Below are 16,982 nucleotides of genomic sequence, written 5' to 3'. Positions count from 1 at the left end.
AGAACATCGGCCAAGTTACGGTTTTCGTTCGCTTAATCGGAATTAAGACATTCCAAGATTCAACTTGGGACACGGGGCTTAAATACGGCCAGTACCTCGGTTGACATAGGAACATAATAGGAACATAGGTTCTGTAACCTGAGGGTGTGGCGATCGCCTCATCCGCGGCGGACTTGCGTGGCCGCAGGACCAAAGACCAAGCCGCGCACCACTTGCGGATGAATTTCGCCGCCTCCTATGATGGGTTGTGGCTGGGGGAGTGCGCGTCATGAGAGTTGCGATCTGGGCGGTCGTTGCGGCCGCGTGGCTGTTTGCGTCTGCAACTCCGTCGAGCGCCCGCGGTCCCTACGGCTCGATCACGGTCGGCAACTGGAAGGGCGGTGCTTTCACCAACGACAAGAATGGCGCCTTCACCCATTGCTCGGCGGGCACCACCTATCAAAGCGGCATCTTCTTCATGGTGTCGATCGCCGAGAATGGCAGCTGGCGGCTCGGCTTTGCCCATGACAGCTGGCGTCTGACGCCGGGCGAGGCCTTTCCGCTGGCGCTGACCTTCGACGGCCAGCCGGCGTTCAACGTCTACGGCATGCCGCTCGGCACCCAGCTCGTCAATGTCGAGATGCCAGTGAATTCCAGCCTGATCAACCAGTTCCGCAAAGCGCGCCAGATGACGGCATTCGCGCAGGGACAATTGTTTCAGTTCAACCTCAATCAGACCGCGCAGCTGCTGCCGGCACTGCTCAACTGCGTCGTCTCGGTGAAGAAGAACGGCGTCTCCAATGCCGGCGAGTTCGCGGTCGCGACAAAGCCTGCGGCGGCGCCGCCGCAGCAGGCGGCAGCACCCAGCGCGCCGCCGGCGAAGCAGGCGAGATCGGGGACGGGGACCGGCTTTGTGGTCAGCAGCAGCGGCCACGTCGTCACCAATCACCATGTCGTCGGCGGCTGCAGCGAGATCACGGGCAACCTGAGCGGCGAGGCGCCGGTCAAGCTGCGCCTGGTGTCCGATGACGAGACCAATGATCTCGCGTTGCTGCAGGCGCCGACCCCGTTCAAGGATGTCGTCAGCCTCAGGCAAAACCCCATCCTGGTCGGCAACGGCGTGGTGGCGATCGGTTATCCCTATCACGGATTGCTGACATCCGATTTCACGGTCACCACGGGCATTGTCTCTTCGCTGAGCGGCATCCTCAACGATACCCGTCATCTGCAGATCAGCGCCGCCGTGCAGCCGGGCAACAGCGGCGGTCCGCTGTTCGACCTCACCGGCGCGGTGGTCGGCGTGGTGGCTGCCAAACTCGACGCGGTCAGGATGGCGCGGGCGACGGGGACCATCCCGGAGAACATCAATTTCGCGATCAAGACCGGCGCGCTGCGCGACTTTCTCGACAACAGCGCGGTGGCGTACCGGACCGCCGAGTGGCGCGAGGAGATGAAGAAGGAAACCGCCGAGATTGCCAAGAATGCGCGCGGCTACACATTGCTGATCACCTGCACGGTGAACGAGCAGAGCGCGAACGCGAAGAAGGGCAATTGAGACCTCCGCTACGCCCTCTTCCCGTCCTTACGGCAGGGCGACTGCATCTGGCTACCGGCCACGCGTCTTTCCTTGCGACGTCCGGGCGGCCTCCGGCTCCTTTGCATGGGGTTGTTTTCGATATTTTGGCAATGGGCGCCTGCCAGGTACGGGCGGAGCTCAACCGAGCCGCCGCAGCGTATGCACCGTGATCTCGGCCGGGCAATTCAGCCGCACCGGCGCGAGGCTGGTGCCGGCGCCGGCCGAGGTGTAGCCGGCAAGTTCACCGAACCGCCAGGCGCCGCTGCCCATCCGGCGCGGCAGCCGCGCCTCCAGCTTGATCGCGATGCCGCCGGGCAGGCAGAGCTGGCCGCCATGGGTATGGCCGCTCAGCATCAGGTCGAAGCCGGCGGCCGCCGCCGCGCGATAGGATTCCGGCGTGTGTGCCAGCAGGATCGAGAACGTATCGCGCGGGATCGCCGCGGCAGCCTTTGCAATGTCGTCGGTACGGTAGAAGTGCGCGTCGTCGATCCCGGCGAGGTGGATCGTCGCGCCATCGCGCGTGATCGGCTCTTGCTCATTGAACAGCATCCTGATGCCCATCGCCTCCAGTGCCGGCGTCATGCGGATGCTGTCATGATTGCCGAGGATGCCGTAGCGCGGCAGCTTGATCCGCGCGCACAGATCCCGCATCAACGCGAGGCTTGTTTCAAACGGCCCATACGTCTTGCCGCGGTAGTCGCCCGTGAGAACGCAGATATCGCAGGCGATATCGCTCACGATGTCCATCAGATGCCGCATCGCGCGTTGGCTGATGTCGGCATGGAGATCGCTGAGCTGGAGGATGGTGAAGCCGTCGAAGGCCGCCGGCAGCCGCGCCGACGTCACCAGATTGCGCCGCACCTCGACCCTATCGGCGTTGCGCCGCGCGCGGCCGTGCAGGCCGGTCACCTTGAGCGCAGTCTCGATGATCCGCGGCGCCAGCTTCCAGTTCTCGACATTGAACAGCAGCGTGCCCTGGCCGAACACCTGCTTCTCATGCGCGGCCTCGATCCCAAGCCGGCGCACGACGTGATCCGCGCCGATCCGCTCGACCAGTCCCTGCAATGCCGTGTCGGCCATCGTCCCCCGTGCGCTCCCCGCGATGCCAAGCGCGGACCGGCGCGACACTATCATGCGCAATCCCGGCGGGGATACCGCCGGCCCTCAGACCACGGGAACCCGCTTCGCGGCAACCGCGGCCGGCGAGATCACCTCGATGTCGAGCGGCACTTGCCAGCGCTCGGTGAAGCGCACCTGCGGCGGCGCATTGCCGTTGCGCCCGCCCTGCAGCACGAAGCCGTCGTAACCCGAGTTCATCACCTCATTGCACTTCTGCACATAGATCGGGAAGCCGCCGATATAGGGCATGAACACGCGGGGGCGGCCCGGGATGTTGGCGCCGACATACCAAGAGCTGCAGGTCGAGCGCAGCGAGACCGTGGAGACGTCGTTGACATGGGCGACCCAGGCGTCCTCGTCGTCGCGGACCGCCTCGATCGTGCCGGCGCCGATGTCGCGCATATGACTGATGCAATCCGCCAGCCAGTCGACATGCTGCTCGATCGCCTGGATCATGCTGGCGAGCACCGACGGGCTGCCGGGCCCGGTGATCATGAACAGGTTCGGAAAGCCCTCGGAGGCAAGACCGAGATAGGCGCGCGGGCCGGCGCGCCATTTCTCGGCCAGCGTCTGCCCGCCGCGGCCGGTGATCGCGATCTTGTCGAACGAGCCGGTCATGGCGGCAAAGCCGGTGGCGGAGACGATCGCGTCGAACTTGTATTCGGTGCCGTCGACGACAATGCCTTCCGTCGTGAAGCGATCGATCGGCGTCGTCGACACGTCGACCAGTTTCACATGCGGCAGATTGTAGGTCTCGAAGTAATTGGTGTCGACGCAGAGCCGCTTGCAGCCGAACACGTTTCGCGGGCACAGCAGCTCGGCGGTGGCGGGATCCTTGACGATGCCGCGGATCTTCTCGCGCGCGAAATCGGCGATGGTGTCGTTGGCGGCCTTCTCGAACAGGAGATCGCCGAACGCGCCGAGGAAGGGCAGGCCGCCGCGCTGCCACGCTTCTTCATATTGCTGCTCGCGCTCCCGCTCGCTCGCCTGCAAGGCGGGCTGGGCGTTGAACTGGAAATAGAAGCCGGTCGGGCGCGCACGGGCCTTGGCGCGCAGCTCCGGATAATGCGCCTTCGCTTCCTTGAGATATTCGGCCGACAGCCGCTCGTTCCACGCCGGCACCGACCAGGTCGCGGTGCGCTGAAACACGGTGAGCTCGGAGGCCTGCTGCGCGATGATCGGGATCGACTGGATTGCCGATGAGCCGGTGCCGATCACGCCGACGCGCAGGCCGCTGAAGTCGACACCCTCATGCGGCCATTCGCCGGTGTGATAGATCGGCCCGCGGAAATCCGCCATGCCCGGGAAAGCCGGCCGGTTCGGCGCCGACAGGCAGCCGACCGCCATGATGCAGAATTTTGCGGTAACCCTGTCGCCGCGGTCGGTCTCGATAAGCCATGTGCCTGCCTGTTCGTCGAAGGTCGCCGCGGTGACGCGGGTGTCGAACACGATCTGGCTGCGCAGGTCGAAGCGATCGGCGACGTGATTGGCGTAGGCGAGAATTTCAGGCTGCGGAGAATATTTCTCCGACCAGCTCCAGTCCTGATCGAGTTCCTCGGAGAACGAGAAGGAATATTGCAGGCTCTCGACGTCGCAGCGCGCGCCGGGATAGCGATTCCAGTACCAGGTGCCGCCGACCCCGCCGCCGGCTTCATAGACCCGCGCGGTGAAGCCGAGTCCGCGCAGCCGATGCAGCATGTACATGCCGGCGAACCCGGCGCCGATCACCACGGCATCGAACGTTCCGGTCTCGGCAGGGCGCACAGTCTTGCGCGCGGTGCTCTCCTGAGCCATGGGCCGCCTCTTCCCTATATCGTTATGTCTCGTCCGCGCCTCGTTGGACGCGGTAGGCAAAGATTAGGGCGAGGGCGGCGCGGCCCGCAAGCAAGCGTATTGCCGTCCAGCGAATAGCTCCTATGCTGTCTCTGGGAGAGGATGAGGATAAGCGGTGATCGGGTAGTTGTTCTGTCGTGACCGTTCATCTGCCCGCAAAGATCGAGGTCCCATGAAGAAGGAAGAAGTAGAAGCTATCTTCGAGCGGGGCGATTTGGGGCCGATCGAAGACTATCTTGAGGCCGTCGCGACCGAGAAACAATTGCCTGCGGCCGCAGTCGGAATGTGCCTGATCAGAATGGAAGAAGCGGCCCCCGCGCTGCGCGCCATCGTCGCCCGGGCAGGGAACGGCGAGGAACTGTCCGACGATGAGGCCAGGCTGCTGTTCCGAGGTGTCTACATCCTCGGTGGAGCTCGTGACACGGATGTTTGCCGCGACCTGCTGCGACTGCTGCGCAGACCCGAAAGCGAACTTGATGACCTGTTGGGTGACTGCCTGACCGAAAGCATGGCGCGCATTGTCGCGGGTGTCTTTGACGGGGATGTCGACGCCTTGTTGAGTCTGGTCGTGGATCAGTCCGTCGATCAATTTGCGCGCGAGCAGGTTCTCGGCGCGGCCACCTTCCTCACATGGAATGGGATGATCGGGCGGGAGCGCATGCAGCGCCTGCTCAAAGCATTCCACGAGCAAAACCTGGCGGATGACGAGAACCATGCCTGGTACGCGTGGCAGCAGGCAATTGCCCTCCTGGGGCTGCGCGAGCTGGCGCCCTTGGCGTATCGCGCTTTCGATGACGGGCGTATACCCGATTGGATGACAGAACGCCGCGAGTTCGACGAGATGCTCGTCGATGCCGAGCAGCGACCCGAGGAAATCGCACGATTCGAGGAAGTTGGCCTCGGCTATATCAAGGATGCGGTCCAGGAAATGGAAGGGACCGACTACGGCTACAACGAGACCTTCGACGATCTGGATGCCCCCTTTGGGGACGATCTCGATACATTGTGGAGCCACACCGAACCCGTGAGGAATCCCTTGCGCCATGTCGGGCGCAACGACCCATGCCCGTGCGGCAGCGGCAAGAAATACAAGAAATGCTGTCTCGCTGACCAGCGTTGAGCTGCGGCTCCCTCGGTCTCAGCGCCGGCCAAAGCGACTGTCGTCGCTTCGGCGTAGAGAGGACCGGTCACGCTCCTGTCGTCTTCACGATGCGGATCAGCTCGTCGCCGTAATGCTCGAGCTTCTTGTCGCCGATCCCTGCGATGTTGCGCAGCTCGCTGAGCGTGTCCGGCCGCATCGCGGCGATGCCGTCGATGGTGGAATCGTGCAGCACGACATAGGCCGGCACGCCGCGCTGGCGCGCGACGTCCGAGCGCCAGGCGCGCAACGCCGCGTGCAGGGCGGGATTTGCGACGCCACCCGGGCTGTCGGCCGCGGGCACGAGCTCGCCGCGGCGCGACTTGCCGCGGACCGCGCGGTTGCGCGCGCCTTCCGGCTGCTCGCGCAGCATCACCGCGGTCTCGCCCTTCAGCACGCCGCGGGCGCTGTCGGTCAGAACAAGCGCGCCGAAGGCGTCGCTGTCGGCACGCAGATGGCCCATCGCCACCAACTGGCGCAGCACCGCGCGCCATTGCTTCTCGTTGAGCTCGCGTCCTATGCCGAACACCGACAGCTGGTCGTGGTTGAACTGCTTGACCCGTTCGGTCAGCCGCCCCACCAGCACGTCGATCAGGTGCATGGCGCCGAAACGCTGCCCGGTGCGGTAGGCGCAGGACAGCAGCTTTTGTGCGAGCACCTTGCCGTCGCGGACGCGCGGCGGCGTCAGGCAGTTGTCGCAATTGCCGCAGCTTTCCTCCGCACGGGTCTCGCCGAAATAGCCGAGCAGGCGCTGCCGGCGGCAATGCACCGTTTCAGCCAGCGCAACCAGTGCGTCGAGCTTGCCGACCGAGACGCGCTTGAAGGCGTCGGAGCCGGTCGATTCATCGATCATGCGGCGCTGCTGCACGATGTCGGACAGGCCGTAGGCCATCCATGCCGCCGACGGCTTGCCGTCGCGGCCGGCACGCCCGGTCTCCTGGTAGTAGGCTTCGATGCTCTTCGGCAGATCGAGATGCGCGACGAAGCGCACATCGGGCTTGTCGATCCCCATGCCGAAGGCGATCGTGGCGACGATCACGAGGCCGTCCTCGTTGAGGAAGCGGTCCTGGTGCCGGGCGCGCACGCCGGCATCGAGCCCGGCATGATAGGGCAGCGCCGGAATGCCGGCCTCGCTGAGCGCCGCCGCGACGTCCTCGACCTTGGCGCGGGACAGGCAATAGACCACGCCGGCGTCGCCGGCATGCCGCTCCTTGATGAAGTTCTTCAGCTGCGTGGTCGCATTCTGCTTGTCGACGATCTCGTAGCGGATATTGGGCCGGTCGAAGCTCGCGACGAATTGCGGCGCGTCGGTAAGCTGCAGCCGCTCGGCGATCTCCCTTCGCGTCAGCGCGTCCGCAGTCGCGGTCAGCGCGATGCGCGGCACCTTGGGGAAGCGCTCGGCGAGTGCGGACAGGCCGATATATTCCGGGCGGAAATCATGGCCCCATTGCGAGACGCAATGCGCCTCATCGATCGCAAACAGCGCGATCTGCGCCTGGCCGAGCAAACTGAGGCAGCGCGGCGTCAGCAGCCGCTCCGGCGCCACATAAAGTAGGTCGAGATCGCCCGCGAGCAGCCGCCGCTCGACCTCGGAGGCTTCCTCATAGGACAGCGTCGAGTTCAGCACCGCGGCGTTGACGCCGGCTTCAGTGAGGCCCGCGACCTGGTCGCGCATCAGCGCAATCAAAGGCGACACCACGATGCCGCAGCCGTCGCGCAGCAGCGACGGCAGCTGATAGCACAGCGACTTGCCGCCGCCGGTCGGCATCAGCACCAGGCAATTACCGCCATCGGTGACGCGGCGAATGATCTTTTCCTGCGCGCCGCGGAAGCCCGACAGGCCGAACACGGAACTGAGCACGGACAGCGCATCGCGAGACGGGGCGGATGCGCGATCGAGGGCGGGCTGGGCGGTCATGATCCCTTGCGCGATCCCTTTGGGATTTTCAGGATTCCTTGAGGTCAACAGGCGGTGATCGAGGTCTTCTGGCCGAACGATACCGGAACGAAAGGTGTTAATACACGTCCCAACAACAAACTCAATTCAGCATGACTGGTCAGCTGCGGATCATCACAGGCATTGCCGCGATCGTGCTGGTCGCGGGCGCGGCGGCGGCCTTTGCCGTCGCCTGGCGGCCGCAGATTGCCGCCATTGCGCCGCCGCGGGCTGATACCTTCGACCCCGATGTGGTCAAACGCGGCCGCGAACTCGCCGCGATCGGCAATTGCAACACCTGCCATACCGTGCAGGGCGGCGCGAATTATGCCGGCGGGCTCCCGGTTCCAACGCCGTTCGGCATCGTCTTCTCATCCAACATCACGCCGGATGCCGAAACCGGCATCGGGCGCTGGCCGGAAGAGGCGTTCGTCCGCGCGATGCGCTCGGGCGTGGCGCGCGATGGCCAGCATCTCTATCCGACCTTTCCCTATGACCATTTCACCAACGTCTCGGATGCGGACGACCGGGCACTCTATGCGTTCCTGATGACGCGACAGCCGGTCCACGCGTCGCCGCCGGCGAATCAGCTTTCGTTTCCGTTGAACTATCGACCGCTGATTGCAGGGTGGAAGCTGCTGTATCTGCGCAGCGGCGATGCCCCTCAGGACTCGGCGAAGGGCGCGGAATGGAACCGCGGCGCCTATCTGGTGGAGGGGCTCGCGCATTGCGGCGCCTGCCACACGCCGCGCAACGCGCTCGGCGCCGAGCGTGTCAATGCGCAGTTCGCGGGCGGCGAGGTCGACAATTGGCACGCCTACGCGCTGAACGACACCTCGCACGCCCCGGTGCGCTGGACCGCCGACGCGCTCTACGCCTATTTGCGCCACGGCTGGCAGGCCGATCATGGCACCGCGCGCGGGCCGATGGCCGAAGTGGTCGGCAATCTGGCGACGGTGCCCGACAGCGACGTGCGGGCCATCTCCGTGTACATGGCCGATATCTCGGGCGCGCCGGCGCCGGATCGCAAACGGCCGGCCGACGTCGTCGCACAATCGTCTTCCGATGATGCGGCACAGACCCATGCGGCCGGCGCAGCGATCTATGCCGCGGCGTGTGCCTCCTGCCATGAGGGCAACCGCGCGCTGCCCTACGGCGGCGTGAATCTCGCGCTCAGCACGGCGATCGCAAGCCCCGACCCGCGCAACCTCCTCAATATCGTGCTGTCGGGCGTTGGCGCCGTCGAAGGCGAGCGCAGCCCGATCATGCCGGGCTTCGCCAGCAGCATCGATGATGCGCAGATGGTCGCGCTCACGGCCTATCTGCGCGAGCGGTTCGGCAAGCGGCCGGCGTGGGCCAATCTCGACAAGGCGGTGCGCGATGCGCGGGCGGTGCAGGCGACGTCGCTTGCGGCGCGCGACACGCCGGCGGAATCCAGACAGCGAGGCAAGCCATGATGACATTGAAGGTCAATGGCAGGGATCATCAGGTCGATGCGGAGCCGGATACGCCGCTGCTCTATGTGTTGCGCAATGATCTGGCGCTCAATGCCGCCAAGTTCGGCTGCGGGCTGGGGCAATGTGGCTCCTGCACGGTGATCGTCGACGGCAAGGCGGTGCTGTCCTGCGTCACGCCGCTGGTCCTGGTCGAGGGCAAGCAGGTGACGACGCTCGAAGGGCTCGGCACCGTGGCCGCGCCGGCGCCGATCCAGCGCGCCTTCATGGAGGAGCAGGCGGCGCAGTGCGGCTACTGCATCGCCGGGATGATGATGCGCGCGCAGGCGCTGCTGATGCGCAACCCGAAGCCATCGGATGCGCAGATCCGCGCCGAGCTGGAGCCCAATCTCTGCCGCTGCGGCACCCATATGCGCATCCTGCGCGCGGTGCACCGCGCTGCCAGGTTGATGGATACGGCCGACGCCGCAAGCGACAGGAGCGTCCGATGACCGCGCCGGTGGTTCTCGATCGCCGCAGCGTGCTGGCCGGCGCCGGCGCGCTGATCGTCAGCTTCTCGCTGCGCGACGCGATCGCACAGGAGCAGAAGCCACAGAGCCCGGCGTTGCCGGGCAGCCTGGCCAAATCGCCCAATCTGGATTCCTGGATCCGTATCGATGCCAACGGCCAGGTCACGGCCTTTACGGGCAAGGCCGAACTCGGCCAGGGATTCCGCACCGCGTTCCAGCAGATCGCGGCCGAGCAACTCGATATTCCCTTCGATGCGCTGAAGGTCATCACCGCCGACACCAAGCTCACGGCGAATGAGGGCTACACATCGGGCAGTCATTCGATGCAGGACAGCGGCACGGCGATCCTGCATGCCGCGGCGCAGGCGCGCGCGCTGCTGGTTTCGGAGGCAGCAAGGCGCTTCGACTTGCCACCCGACGGCTTGCGAACCGAGAATGCGGCCGTCATCGCTCCCGATGGCCGGCGTCTGGGCTATGGCGAGCTTGTCGCCGCGGACATGTTGCACGTCCAGGCGCAACCGACATCGAGCCTGAAGGATCCGGCGAGCTTCAAGGTGATGGGCCAGCCGGTGCCGCGCGTCGATATTCCGGCCAAGGTCACGGGCGGCGCGGCCTATGTGCAGGACATGCGGCTTCCCGGTATGGTGCAATGCGCGCGTGGTGCGCCCGCCGAGCTACGGCGCGCAGCTCGTGGAATGCGACACGGCCGCGATCGAGAAAATGCCCGGCATTATTCAAATCGTGCGCGATGGCAACTTCCTGGCCGTGGTGGCGGACAAGGAATTTTCGGCGGTCAAGGCCATGCACGCGCTGGCCGCCGCGGCGAAGTGGCGGGAGAGCGCGAAGCTGCCGAACCAGCACGATCTGGCCAACGTGCTGACTGCGTTGCCGTCGCAGGATTTCGCGATCTTCCAGCGTAGCGATCCCACGGTGCGCGGCGCGCGGTCGCTCGAAGCGACCTACACGCGGCCTTACCAGTCGCACGGCTCGATCGGGCCGTCCTGCGCGGTCGCGCAATTCGTCGATGGCGCGCTGACGGTGTGGACGCACACGCAGGGCGTCTATCCCGACCGGCAGGCAATCGCCGAGATGCTCGGCATGACGCCCGCCAGCATCCGCCTGATCCATATCGAAGGCTCCGGCTGCTACGGCCACAACGGCGCCGACGATGCCGCGGCCGACGCTGCGCTGATCGCCCGGGCGCTGCCAGGGCGCTCAATCCGGGTGCAGTGGATGCGCGAGCAGGAGCATGGCTGGGAGCCCTATGGCCCGGCGATGGTGACGAAATTGAGCGCGTCGCTGACGACCGACGGCAAGATCGCCGACTGGAATTTTGCGGTGTGGAGCAACACCCATTCGATGCGGCCGGGCGGCGCCGGCGCGCTGCTTGCGGCCCAGCACATGGCGCGATCATTCGCGGTGCCCGCACCAAAGCCGTTGCCGCTGCCGGAAGGCGGCGGCGATCGCAACGCGATCCCGATCTACAATTTTTCGAACGCGCATGTGATCCATCACTTCATCCCCGCGATGCCGGTGCGGATCTCCGCGATGCGCGCGCTCGGCGCCTATCACAACGTGTTCTCGACCGAGAGCTTCATGGATGAACTGGCCGGTCTCGCCGGCGCCGATCCGGTCGAGTTTCGCCTCAGGCATCTCGACGACCAGCGCGGCCGCGCGGTGGTCGAGAAGGCCGCGGGGGAGTTCGGCTGGACGCGCGGGCAGCAGCCGCCCCGAAATCGCGGCTACGGCTTCGCGTTCGCGCGCTACAAGAATCTCGCCGCCTATTGCGCCATCGCGTCCGAGGTCGAGGTCGATCGAGAAACCGGGCGGGCCCGGCTGGTGCGCGCGGTCGCCGCCGTCGACGCCGGCCAGGTCGTCAATCCGGACGGCATCACCAACCAGATCGAGGGCGCGATCGTGCAGTCGACGAGCTGGACGCTCTATGAAAGTGTCACCTTCGATGAGACGAGGATCACCAGCATCGACTGGCAGACCTACCCGATCCTGCGCTTCAATGCGGTGCCCGACAGTATCGCCGTCCACATCATCAACCGCCCCGGCCAGCCGTTCCTCGGCAGCGGCGAGACCGGGCAGGGCCCGGCCGCCGCCTCGCTCGCCAATGCCATCGCGCATGCAACCGGCAAGCGGCTGCGCGAGCTGCCGCTCAGCCGCAAGCGGATCAAGGACGCGATCGACGCCTGAAATGAAGTGATTGGATTGATCTAACCGCAAACTCGCTGCACCTCTCCCGCTTGCGGGGGAGGTCGTATCGCATCGAAGATGCGATACGGGTGGGGGCTCTTTCCACAATGTGACTCGCTGAGAGACCCCCACCCCAGCCCTCCCCCGCAAGCGTAGGGCAATCGCATATGACCGTTTGAGGCGATCGGAGTTCCCACAAACTCGTCATGCCCGGGCTTGTCCCGGGCATCCACGTCTACGTTTCCACGCGAAGAAAAGACGTGGATGGCCGGGACAAGCCCGGCCATGACGGCGAGGAAGAATCGGTTCATTCCATATGTGATTGCCCTGCCCGCAAGCGGGAGAGGGAGCAGGTCGCCTTCGCGGTTAAATCATGCTTTGAGGCCTTCAAGCCGTCAGGCCGTCGGCGCGGGTGGCGCCGGGGGCGGCGTCATTGGCTCGACGTTGTAGGTCTTCGGCATATTGATCGGCTTGTAAGCCGGATCCTTCTCCATGCGCTCCAGCACCGAGGCGTGGATGGTTGTGCCATCCGGAATCGGACGGGGCTCGCCCATCGGCAGATAGAAGCCGAAGAAGGATTTCCGCTCCGGCCATTCCTTCCATTTGTCGCGCTTCGGAATCCATTCCAGGATTTCCCAGGCGGCGGTCAGCGAATTGTGCAGCGGGGCGGTTGCGCTCGGCGGCACATAGTCGTGCTTGTGCGGCGGCAACGGCATCCCCCAGGCGAGATGATCGATCAGCGCCCGATCCATGTGCAGTCCGGCCGCCTTGGCCTGCTCGAGCATCCAGATCAGCGGAAACTTTGACGGTCCGCTCTGGTCTTCCGGATAGCCGCCGCCGACGTCGGAGTGCACGCCGGCAAACCAGACCTGGCGGATGTCCTGCTCCACCTCCGTCGCCGGATCGAACGGATCCGAGCGAAATTTCTGCGGCTCGATCCAGCGATTGAGTCGGAACATGCGCCTGCGCTCGTCGATCGAGATCGCCTGGCGGAACCGTTTGACGCTGGAATTGGTGCGGGTGAACAGCAGCGTCTGTAGGTCGAACAGGAAATTGTCCTGTCGCGGCACGATGATCGAGGCCACGGTGTCCCAGACCCCGACGAACTCGATGGCGATGTTGCGGCCGCCGGCAATCTGGCTGAAATGCCAGGCTTCCTTCAACGGAGCATAGTCGAACGTGCCGTCGGATTTCTGGGCGTCGGAGCTGGCTTTTTTGTAGGTGCCGAAGGCGTAGCTCGCGAGGTCGAGCTGGTCGACGGGCAGCAGGCCCATCACATGGACGAAGGCCGCGAGCACGCGCACCGTGTAGGCACCGCGGCTGAAGCCGAACATCCAGACCCGGTCACCGGGCTCCCACGTTCGGCACAGGAACAGGTAGGCGCCGAGCGTGTCCTGGTCGAGACCGGCGCCGAAGGCCAGCCCGAACAGGCCGCGCATCTGCTGCTTGAAGCGGCCCCAGGCGTTTTGCAGGCCGATGGTGCCGAGGCCGGGATGATAATAGATCCGCTGCCGGTCATTCTTGTCGGCGACGCGGAACAGCTTCAGCACGTTGGAAATATTGTCACCGATCTCGTTGCCGGTGCCGTCGCAACAAATCACAATATCCTTCGGCATCCGTTGCCCTCGCGGCCGCCGTGAAAATTCGCGGCCTCTATGTACGGCAGAACGTGGTGAAAATTCAATCTCCAATTGAAGACGGTTCTGTGGCGGCGGCGTGACCGCCGGTGGTGCCGGGTAGCCGAAGCGCGATGCGCGTCGACGCTGCCTGCCGTTGGCTCTCGAATTGAATCTCGCCACGGCCGGCAAAGCTGCGCCAAGGACGACGTCGCTTCAGCTCGCGGATGCCCGGCCACGAGAGATCCAATTCCGTTTGCGATGCGTTGAGTCGGCCGCCAACGGCGCTCCCAGAATTCAATTGCAACACTTCGGAAAAGATGGAAATCTGCTCGTCGATCATTGCTATATGCGTCGGCATTTTCTCCCTTTCAGGGACTCCGCGGTGCACGCGATCATCTTTCCGGCTGCCTGCCGCAGCTTCCTCAGCAACAACAGGAACAGGTCGGCATGAGCCCTCAAGCTCTCGTGACGGCCATTCTCCTAGGACTTGTGGTGGCGGCGTTCGGACTGTTCTGGTGGGTCGGCAGCTATTCCGATCGCGTGTTCGCAAGCAGGTTCCGCACCCGCTTTCCGGAGAAGACGCTGAGCTACACCGGCGACCAGCTTGGCGAGCTGGTGCAGTCAGATCTGCGGATGAAGTATGTCTTTCCGATCCTGTTTCCGTTCGATCTCATCGTCATGCTGGCGTTGGCGGGCGCGATGGGCGCGGCGTCGTCGCACTGGCTCAGCCGGATCTATCCGTCCGCGGCCTGGCTCGGTCTGGTCGTGCCGGCTGTGTACCTGCTCAGCGACCTGATCGAGGATTGTCTCCTGGCATGGCTGCTGCTGCACGGCGACCCGCATGCGGCGGCGCGGTCGGTCTCGATCCTGAAGGCGATCACGACGATCAAGCTGGTCGGCATCTTCGCCTCGATCGCGCTGACATTGGCTGCGTTCGTCGGGTGGCTGTTCCACGGCGAGTCGCTTGCCATCTAAGCGCGGCCGGCGGCCTATTGATACGTCGCGACGATATCCGACACGGCGCGCTCGAGCTGCCGCGCGGTCGCGCATTGCCGCACCACGCTGCAGAAGGTCGCGTAGCGCGGCATCTCGGAATCGCCGAAGCCCCAGACCATGCGGCCCTCGGGGTTGAGCCAGACCAGCCGTTTGGAGCGCTCGCCGATACGGCGCAGGATGTCGGCGCGCGGATCGAGGTTGTTGCTGCGGGCGTCGCCGAGCACGATCACCGTGGTCTGCGGCGTGATCGCGCTCATCCAATTGTCCTCGAAATCGGCGAAGGAATTGCCATAGTCGGACGAGCCGAAGCCGACCTTGGACATGATCTCCTTCATCGCCTCTTCCGGCGAGTTCGATTCCAGGATGTCGCTGACCTCGATCAGGTGGCCCGAGAAGGCGAATGAGCGGACGTCGTCCACCACCTCGTGCAGGCTGTGGATCAGGAGCAGGAAGAAGTCCGAGACGCGGGCGACCGAGCCCGAGACGTCGCATAGCGCGACGATCTTCGGGCGGTCGCGATGCTTGCGCTTCCAGGCGGTGAGGAAGGGGACGCCGCCCCAGGCCGCGTTGCGGCGCAGCGTACGGCGGACGTCGAGATGGCCGCGGCGCTGGCGCTTGCGCGGCTTGGAATAGCGCTCGCGCAGCCGGCGCGCGATCTGGCGGATCAGCGTGCGCATCTGCTCGACCTGCCGCGGCTCGATCCGTGCCAGCGGCGCGTTGCGCAGGATCTCGTTGCGCAAATTCTCCGCTTCCTCGCGCCCATACAGCAGCAGGGCTTGCGAGACCGCATCGCGAACGGTGCCGCGCAGGCCGTTGAGCGCCTCCTGCAGCCGTTCGGCGAGCGCGGGATTGCGCGTGGTCTGCTCGTCGATGTCGTCGCGCAGGCGCTGGATCCCCATCGCATCGAGGATGCGGGTCTGGAAGATGCCGCGCTGGGTGAAGTAGCGGATGTCTGGCAGCGAGGCGGCGCCGGAGGCATTGGCGATCGCGCTCGAAATCGCGGAGCGATCTTGCGACAGCAGCATCTGCGCCAGCGGCCCGACATTCTCGCTGGCGGCGCCGCCCGACGCATCGCCATGCTCGTCGGCCGACGGGTTGGCGCCGGATTCGCTGCCATCGTCGGTCTTGTCCTGCTCGACGCTCTCCTGCTGCGGCTCGGGCTGGCTGAAGAACAGGTCGAAGCATTCGCCGAGCGCGCGCTTCTCGTCCTGGGTCTTGGCCAGCGTCAGCAGGAAGGTGTCGCGCAGGATGTCGCGATCGGCAAAGCCGACCTGGGCGACCGCCCGCATCGCATCGATGCTTTCGGCGGGCGAGACCCGGACCCCGGCCCCCCGCGCCGCACGAAAGAAGCGATGCAGGTTCTCGCGCATCTTGGTCTAGCTGAACACGCCCTGGCGCGACGCCTTGGCGATGAAGGTCGAAATCTGCGGCGTCGCGGCCTCGATATCGGCCTCGTATTTCAGCAGCACGTTGAGCGTGTCCTTGACGATCTCGTGGTCGAGCTCGCTGGCCTGCAGCAGCACCAGCACGCGCGCCCAGTCGATCGCCTCGCTGACCGAGGGCAGCTTCTTCAGGTCGAGCGAGCGGATCTCGTGGATGAAACCGACCATCTGCTTGCGCAGGGTCTGCGAGATGCCGGGCACCCGGCTCTCGACGATGCGCTCCTCCAGCTTCTGCTCGGGGAAGCCGATGTGCAGATGCAGGCAGCGCCGCTTCAAGGCATCGCCAAGATCGCGCTCGCTGTTCGAGGTCAGGATCACGGTCGGCGGCGCCACCGCGGAGACGGTGCCGAGCTCGGGAATCGTCACCTGGAAGTCCGAGAGGATTTCCAGCAGCAGCGATTCGAATTCGGCATCCGACTTGTCGATCTCGTCGATCAGCAGCACGCAGCCGGCCGGCTGCTCCAGCGCCTGCAACAGCGGCCGCGGCTCGACGAATTCCTTGGAGAAGAACACGTCGCCGAAGGTGTGGAGCTGGTCGAGCGCAGCCGCCAGCGACTGCGCGCCGCCGAGCACCTCGCCGAGCTTGTCCTTCAGGATCTGGGTGTACAGCAGCTGCTTGGCGTACTTCCACTCATACAGCGCCTTGGCCTCGTCGAGGCCCTCATAGCATTGCAGGCGGATCATCTTCATGCCGCGCCATGCGGCGATCGCCTTCGCCAGCTCGGTCTTGCCGACGCCGGCAGGGCCCTCGACCAGGATCGGCTTCTCGATCTGCTGCGACAGATAGACCGCGGTCGCGATCTGCCGGCTCGCAATATAGCCTTGCGCGGCGAGGCCGCTTTCCACGGCCTCGATCGAGGCGGTGGGCCTGGTGTCAGCCACGAGGATCAGCTCCGAATTTGCCTTGAACTCGGACCTGTTCTGCGCCCGTTGCGGACAAAGCACAAGGCTCGTTTGGCCCGCAAAGCGCATGGTTCCGGGGTATTCCGCCAAGCGCAATACGGGCTACGCTTGTTAGCGTGTAGTTCGAACCTCCCCTTGAAAAGGGGAGGTCGCTTTGTCGCCAGAGCAAAGCGGGTGGGGATCTACTCTCTCCATCAACGCCGGCGTCTGCGGCTGACCCCCATCCCGACCTTCCCCCTTTCAGGGGGAAGGAGAAGAATCTCGTAGCCCGGCTAC

12 protein-coding genes and 1 pseudogene are annotated in these 16,982 nt (G+C 65.1%); 6 read left to right on the top strand and 7 right to left on the bottom strand.

All coding sequences use genetic code 11. The features are described from left to right. The first annotated feature begins 268 nt into the window (after positions 1–268). Complete coding sequence (locus tag J6525_RS06775) at positions 269–1,534, top strand: S1C family serine protease (RefSeq protein ID WP_225643048.1); 1,266 nt, start codon at positions 269–271, stop codon at positions 1,532–1,534. Positions 1,535–1,693: 159 nt separating this feature from the next. On the opposite strand, the gene J6525_RS06770 is transcribed toward J6525_RS06775, so the two are convergent. Both J6525_RS06770 and J6525_RS06765 read right to left on the bottom strand, forming a co-directional pair. Then, positions 1,694–2,635: a metallophosphoesterase gene (locus tag J6525_RS06770; RefSeq protein ID WP_225643046.1), complete on the bottom strand. Its 942-nt coding sequence runs from the start codon at positions 2,633–2,635 to the stop codon at positions 1,694–1,696. A gap of 84 nt (positions 2,636–2,719) precedes the next feature. After that, complete coding sequence (locus J6525_RS06765; RefSeq protein ID WP_225643044.1) at positions 2,720–4,468, bottom strand: flavin-containing monooxygenase; 1,749 nt, start codon at positions 4,466–4,468, stop codon at positions 2,720–2,722. A gap of 211 nt (positions 4,469–4,679) precedes the next feature. Between J6525_RS06765 and J6525_RS06760 the strand changes: the two genes are divergently transcribed. After that, entirely contained in the window at positions 4,680–5,627 is a 948-nt protein-coding gene (locus J6525_RS06760) for a DUF1186 domain-containing protein (RefSeq protein ID WP_057021184.1), read from the top strand. A gap of 67 nt (positions 5,628–5,694) precedes the next feature. Here J6525_RS06760 and recQ read toward each other — a convergent pair whose 3' ends face one another. After that, positions 5,695–7,563, bottom strand: coding sequence for a DNA helicase RecQ (recQ, locus tag J6525_RS06755; RefSeq protein WP_225643042.1), 1,869 nt, complete (start codon positions 7,561–7,563; stop codon positions 5,695–5,697). A 131-nt stretch (positions 7,564–7,694) separates the two neighbouring features. On the opposite strand from recQ, the gene J6525_RS06750 reads away from it, so the two are divergent. From J6525_RS06750 to J6525_RS06740, 3 genes and pseudogenes are all read left to right on the top strand, one after another. Continuing rightward, positions 7,695–9,038 carry a cytochrome c gene (locus tag J6525_RS06750; protein ID WP_225643040.1) on the top strand — a complete coding sequence of 448 codons (1,344 nt, stop codon included), beginning with the start codon at positions 7,695–7,697 and terminating at the stop codon, positions 9,036–9,038. Beyond that, entirely contained in the window at positions 9,035–9,526 is a 492-nt protein-coding gene (locus tag J6525_RS06745; protein WP_076834854.1) for a (2Fe-2S)-binding protein, read from the top strand. The genes J6525_RS06750 and J6525_RS06745 overlap by 4 nt, the downstream gene beginning before the upstream one ends. Beyond that, positions 9,523–11,746 (top strand): annotated as a pseudogene (locus tag J6525_RS06740) (xanthine dehydrogenase family protein molybdopterin-binding subunit). The gene J6525_RS06745 and the pseudogene J6525_RS06740 overlap by 4 nt, the downstream one beginning before the upstream one ends. Positions 11,747–12,141: 395 nt before the next feature. Here J6525_RS06740 and J6525_RS06735 read toward each other — a convergent pair. Both J6525_RS06735 and J6525_RS06730 read right to left on the bottom strand, forming a co-directional pair. Beyond that, the gene (locus J6525_RS06735; protein ID WP_225643038.1) at positions 12,142–13,362 is read right to left on the bottom strand and encodes a T6SS phospholipase effector Tle1-like catalytic domain-containing protein; all 1,221 of its coding nucleotides are present in this window, start codon (positions 13,360–13,362) and stop codon (positions 12,142–12,144) included. 64 nt (positions 13,363–13,426) lie between these two features. Then, a complete protein-coding gene (locus J6525_RS06730) occupies positions 13,427–13,705 on the bottom strand; it encodes a hypothetical protein (RefSeq protein ID WP_225643036.1) in 279 nt (92 codons plus the stop codon). Positions 13,706–13,812: 107 nt separating this feature from the next. Between J6525_RS06730 and J6525_RS06725 the strand changes: the two genes are divergently transcribed. Further along, positions 13,813–14,340 carry a hypothetical protein gene (locus J6525_RS06725; protein WP_225643034.1) on the top strand — a complete coding sequence of 176 codons (528 nt, stop codon included), beginning with the start codon at positions 13,813–13,815 and terminating at the stop codon, positions 14,338–14,340. A 14-nt stretch (positions 14,341–14,354) separates the two neighbouring features. Here the strand turns inward: J6525_RS06725 and J6525_RS06720 are convergent, their stop codons facing one another. Continuing rightward, on the bottom strand, positions 14,355–15,731 hold the full coding sequence (locus tag J6525_RS06720; RefSeq protein ID WP_225643031.1) for a vWA domain-containing protein: 1,377 nt from the start codon (positions 15,729–15,731) through the stop codon (positions 14,355–14,357). Positions 15,732–15,737: 6 nt separating this feature from the next. Beyond that, complete coding sequence (locus J6525_RS06715; protein ID WP_225643029.1) at positions 15,738–16,685, bottom strand: AAA family ATPase; 948 nt, start codon at positions 16,683–16,685, stop codon at positions 15,738–15,740. Positions 16,686–16,982 lie beyond the last annotated feature (297 nt).

Origin of the sequence: Bradyrhizobium australafricanum, assembly GCF_020329495.1 — a bacterium.
Classification (GTDB): Bacteria; Pseudomonadota; Alphaproteobacteria; order Rhizobiales; family Xanthobacteraceae; genus Bradyrhizobium; species Bradyrhizobium australafricanum.
The sequence above is the reverse complement of the archived record's forward strand: the minus strand, read 5'-3'. Positions and strand labels throughout refer to the sequence as shown.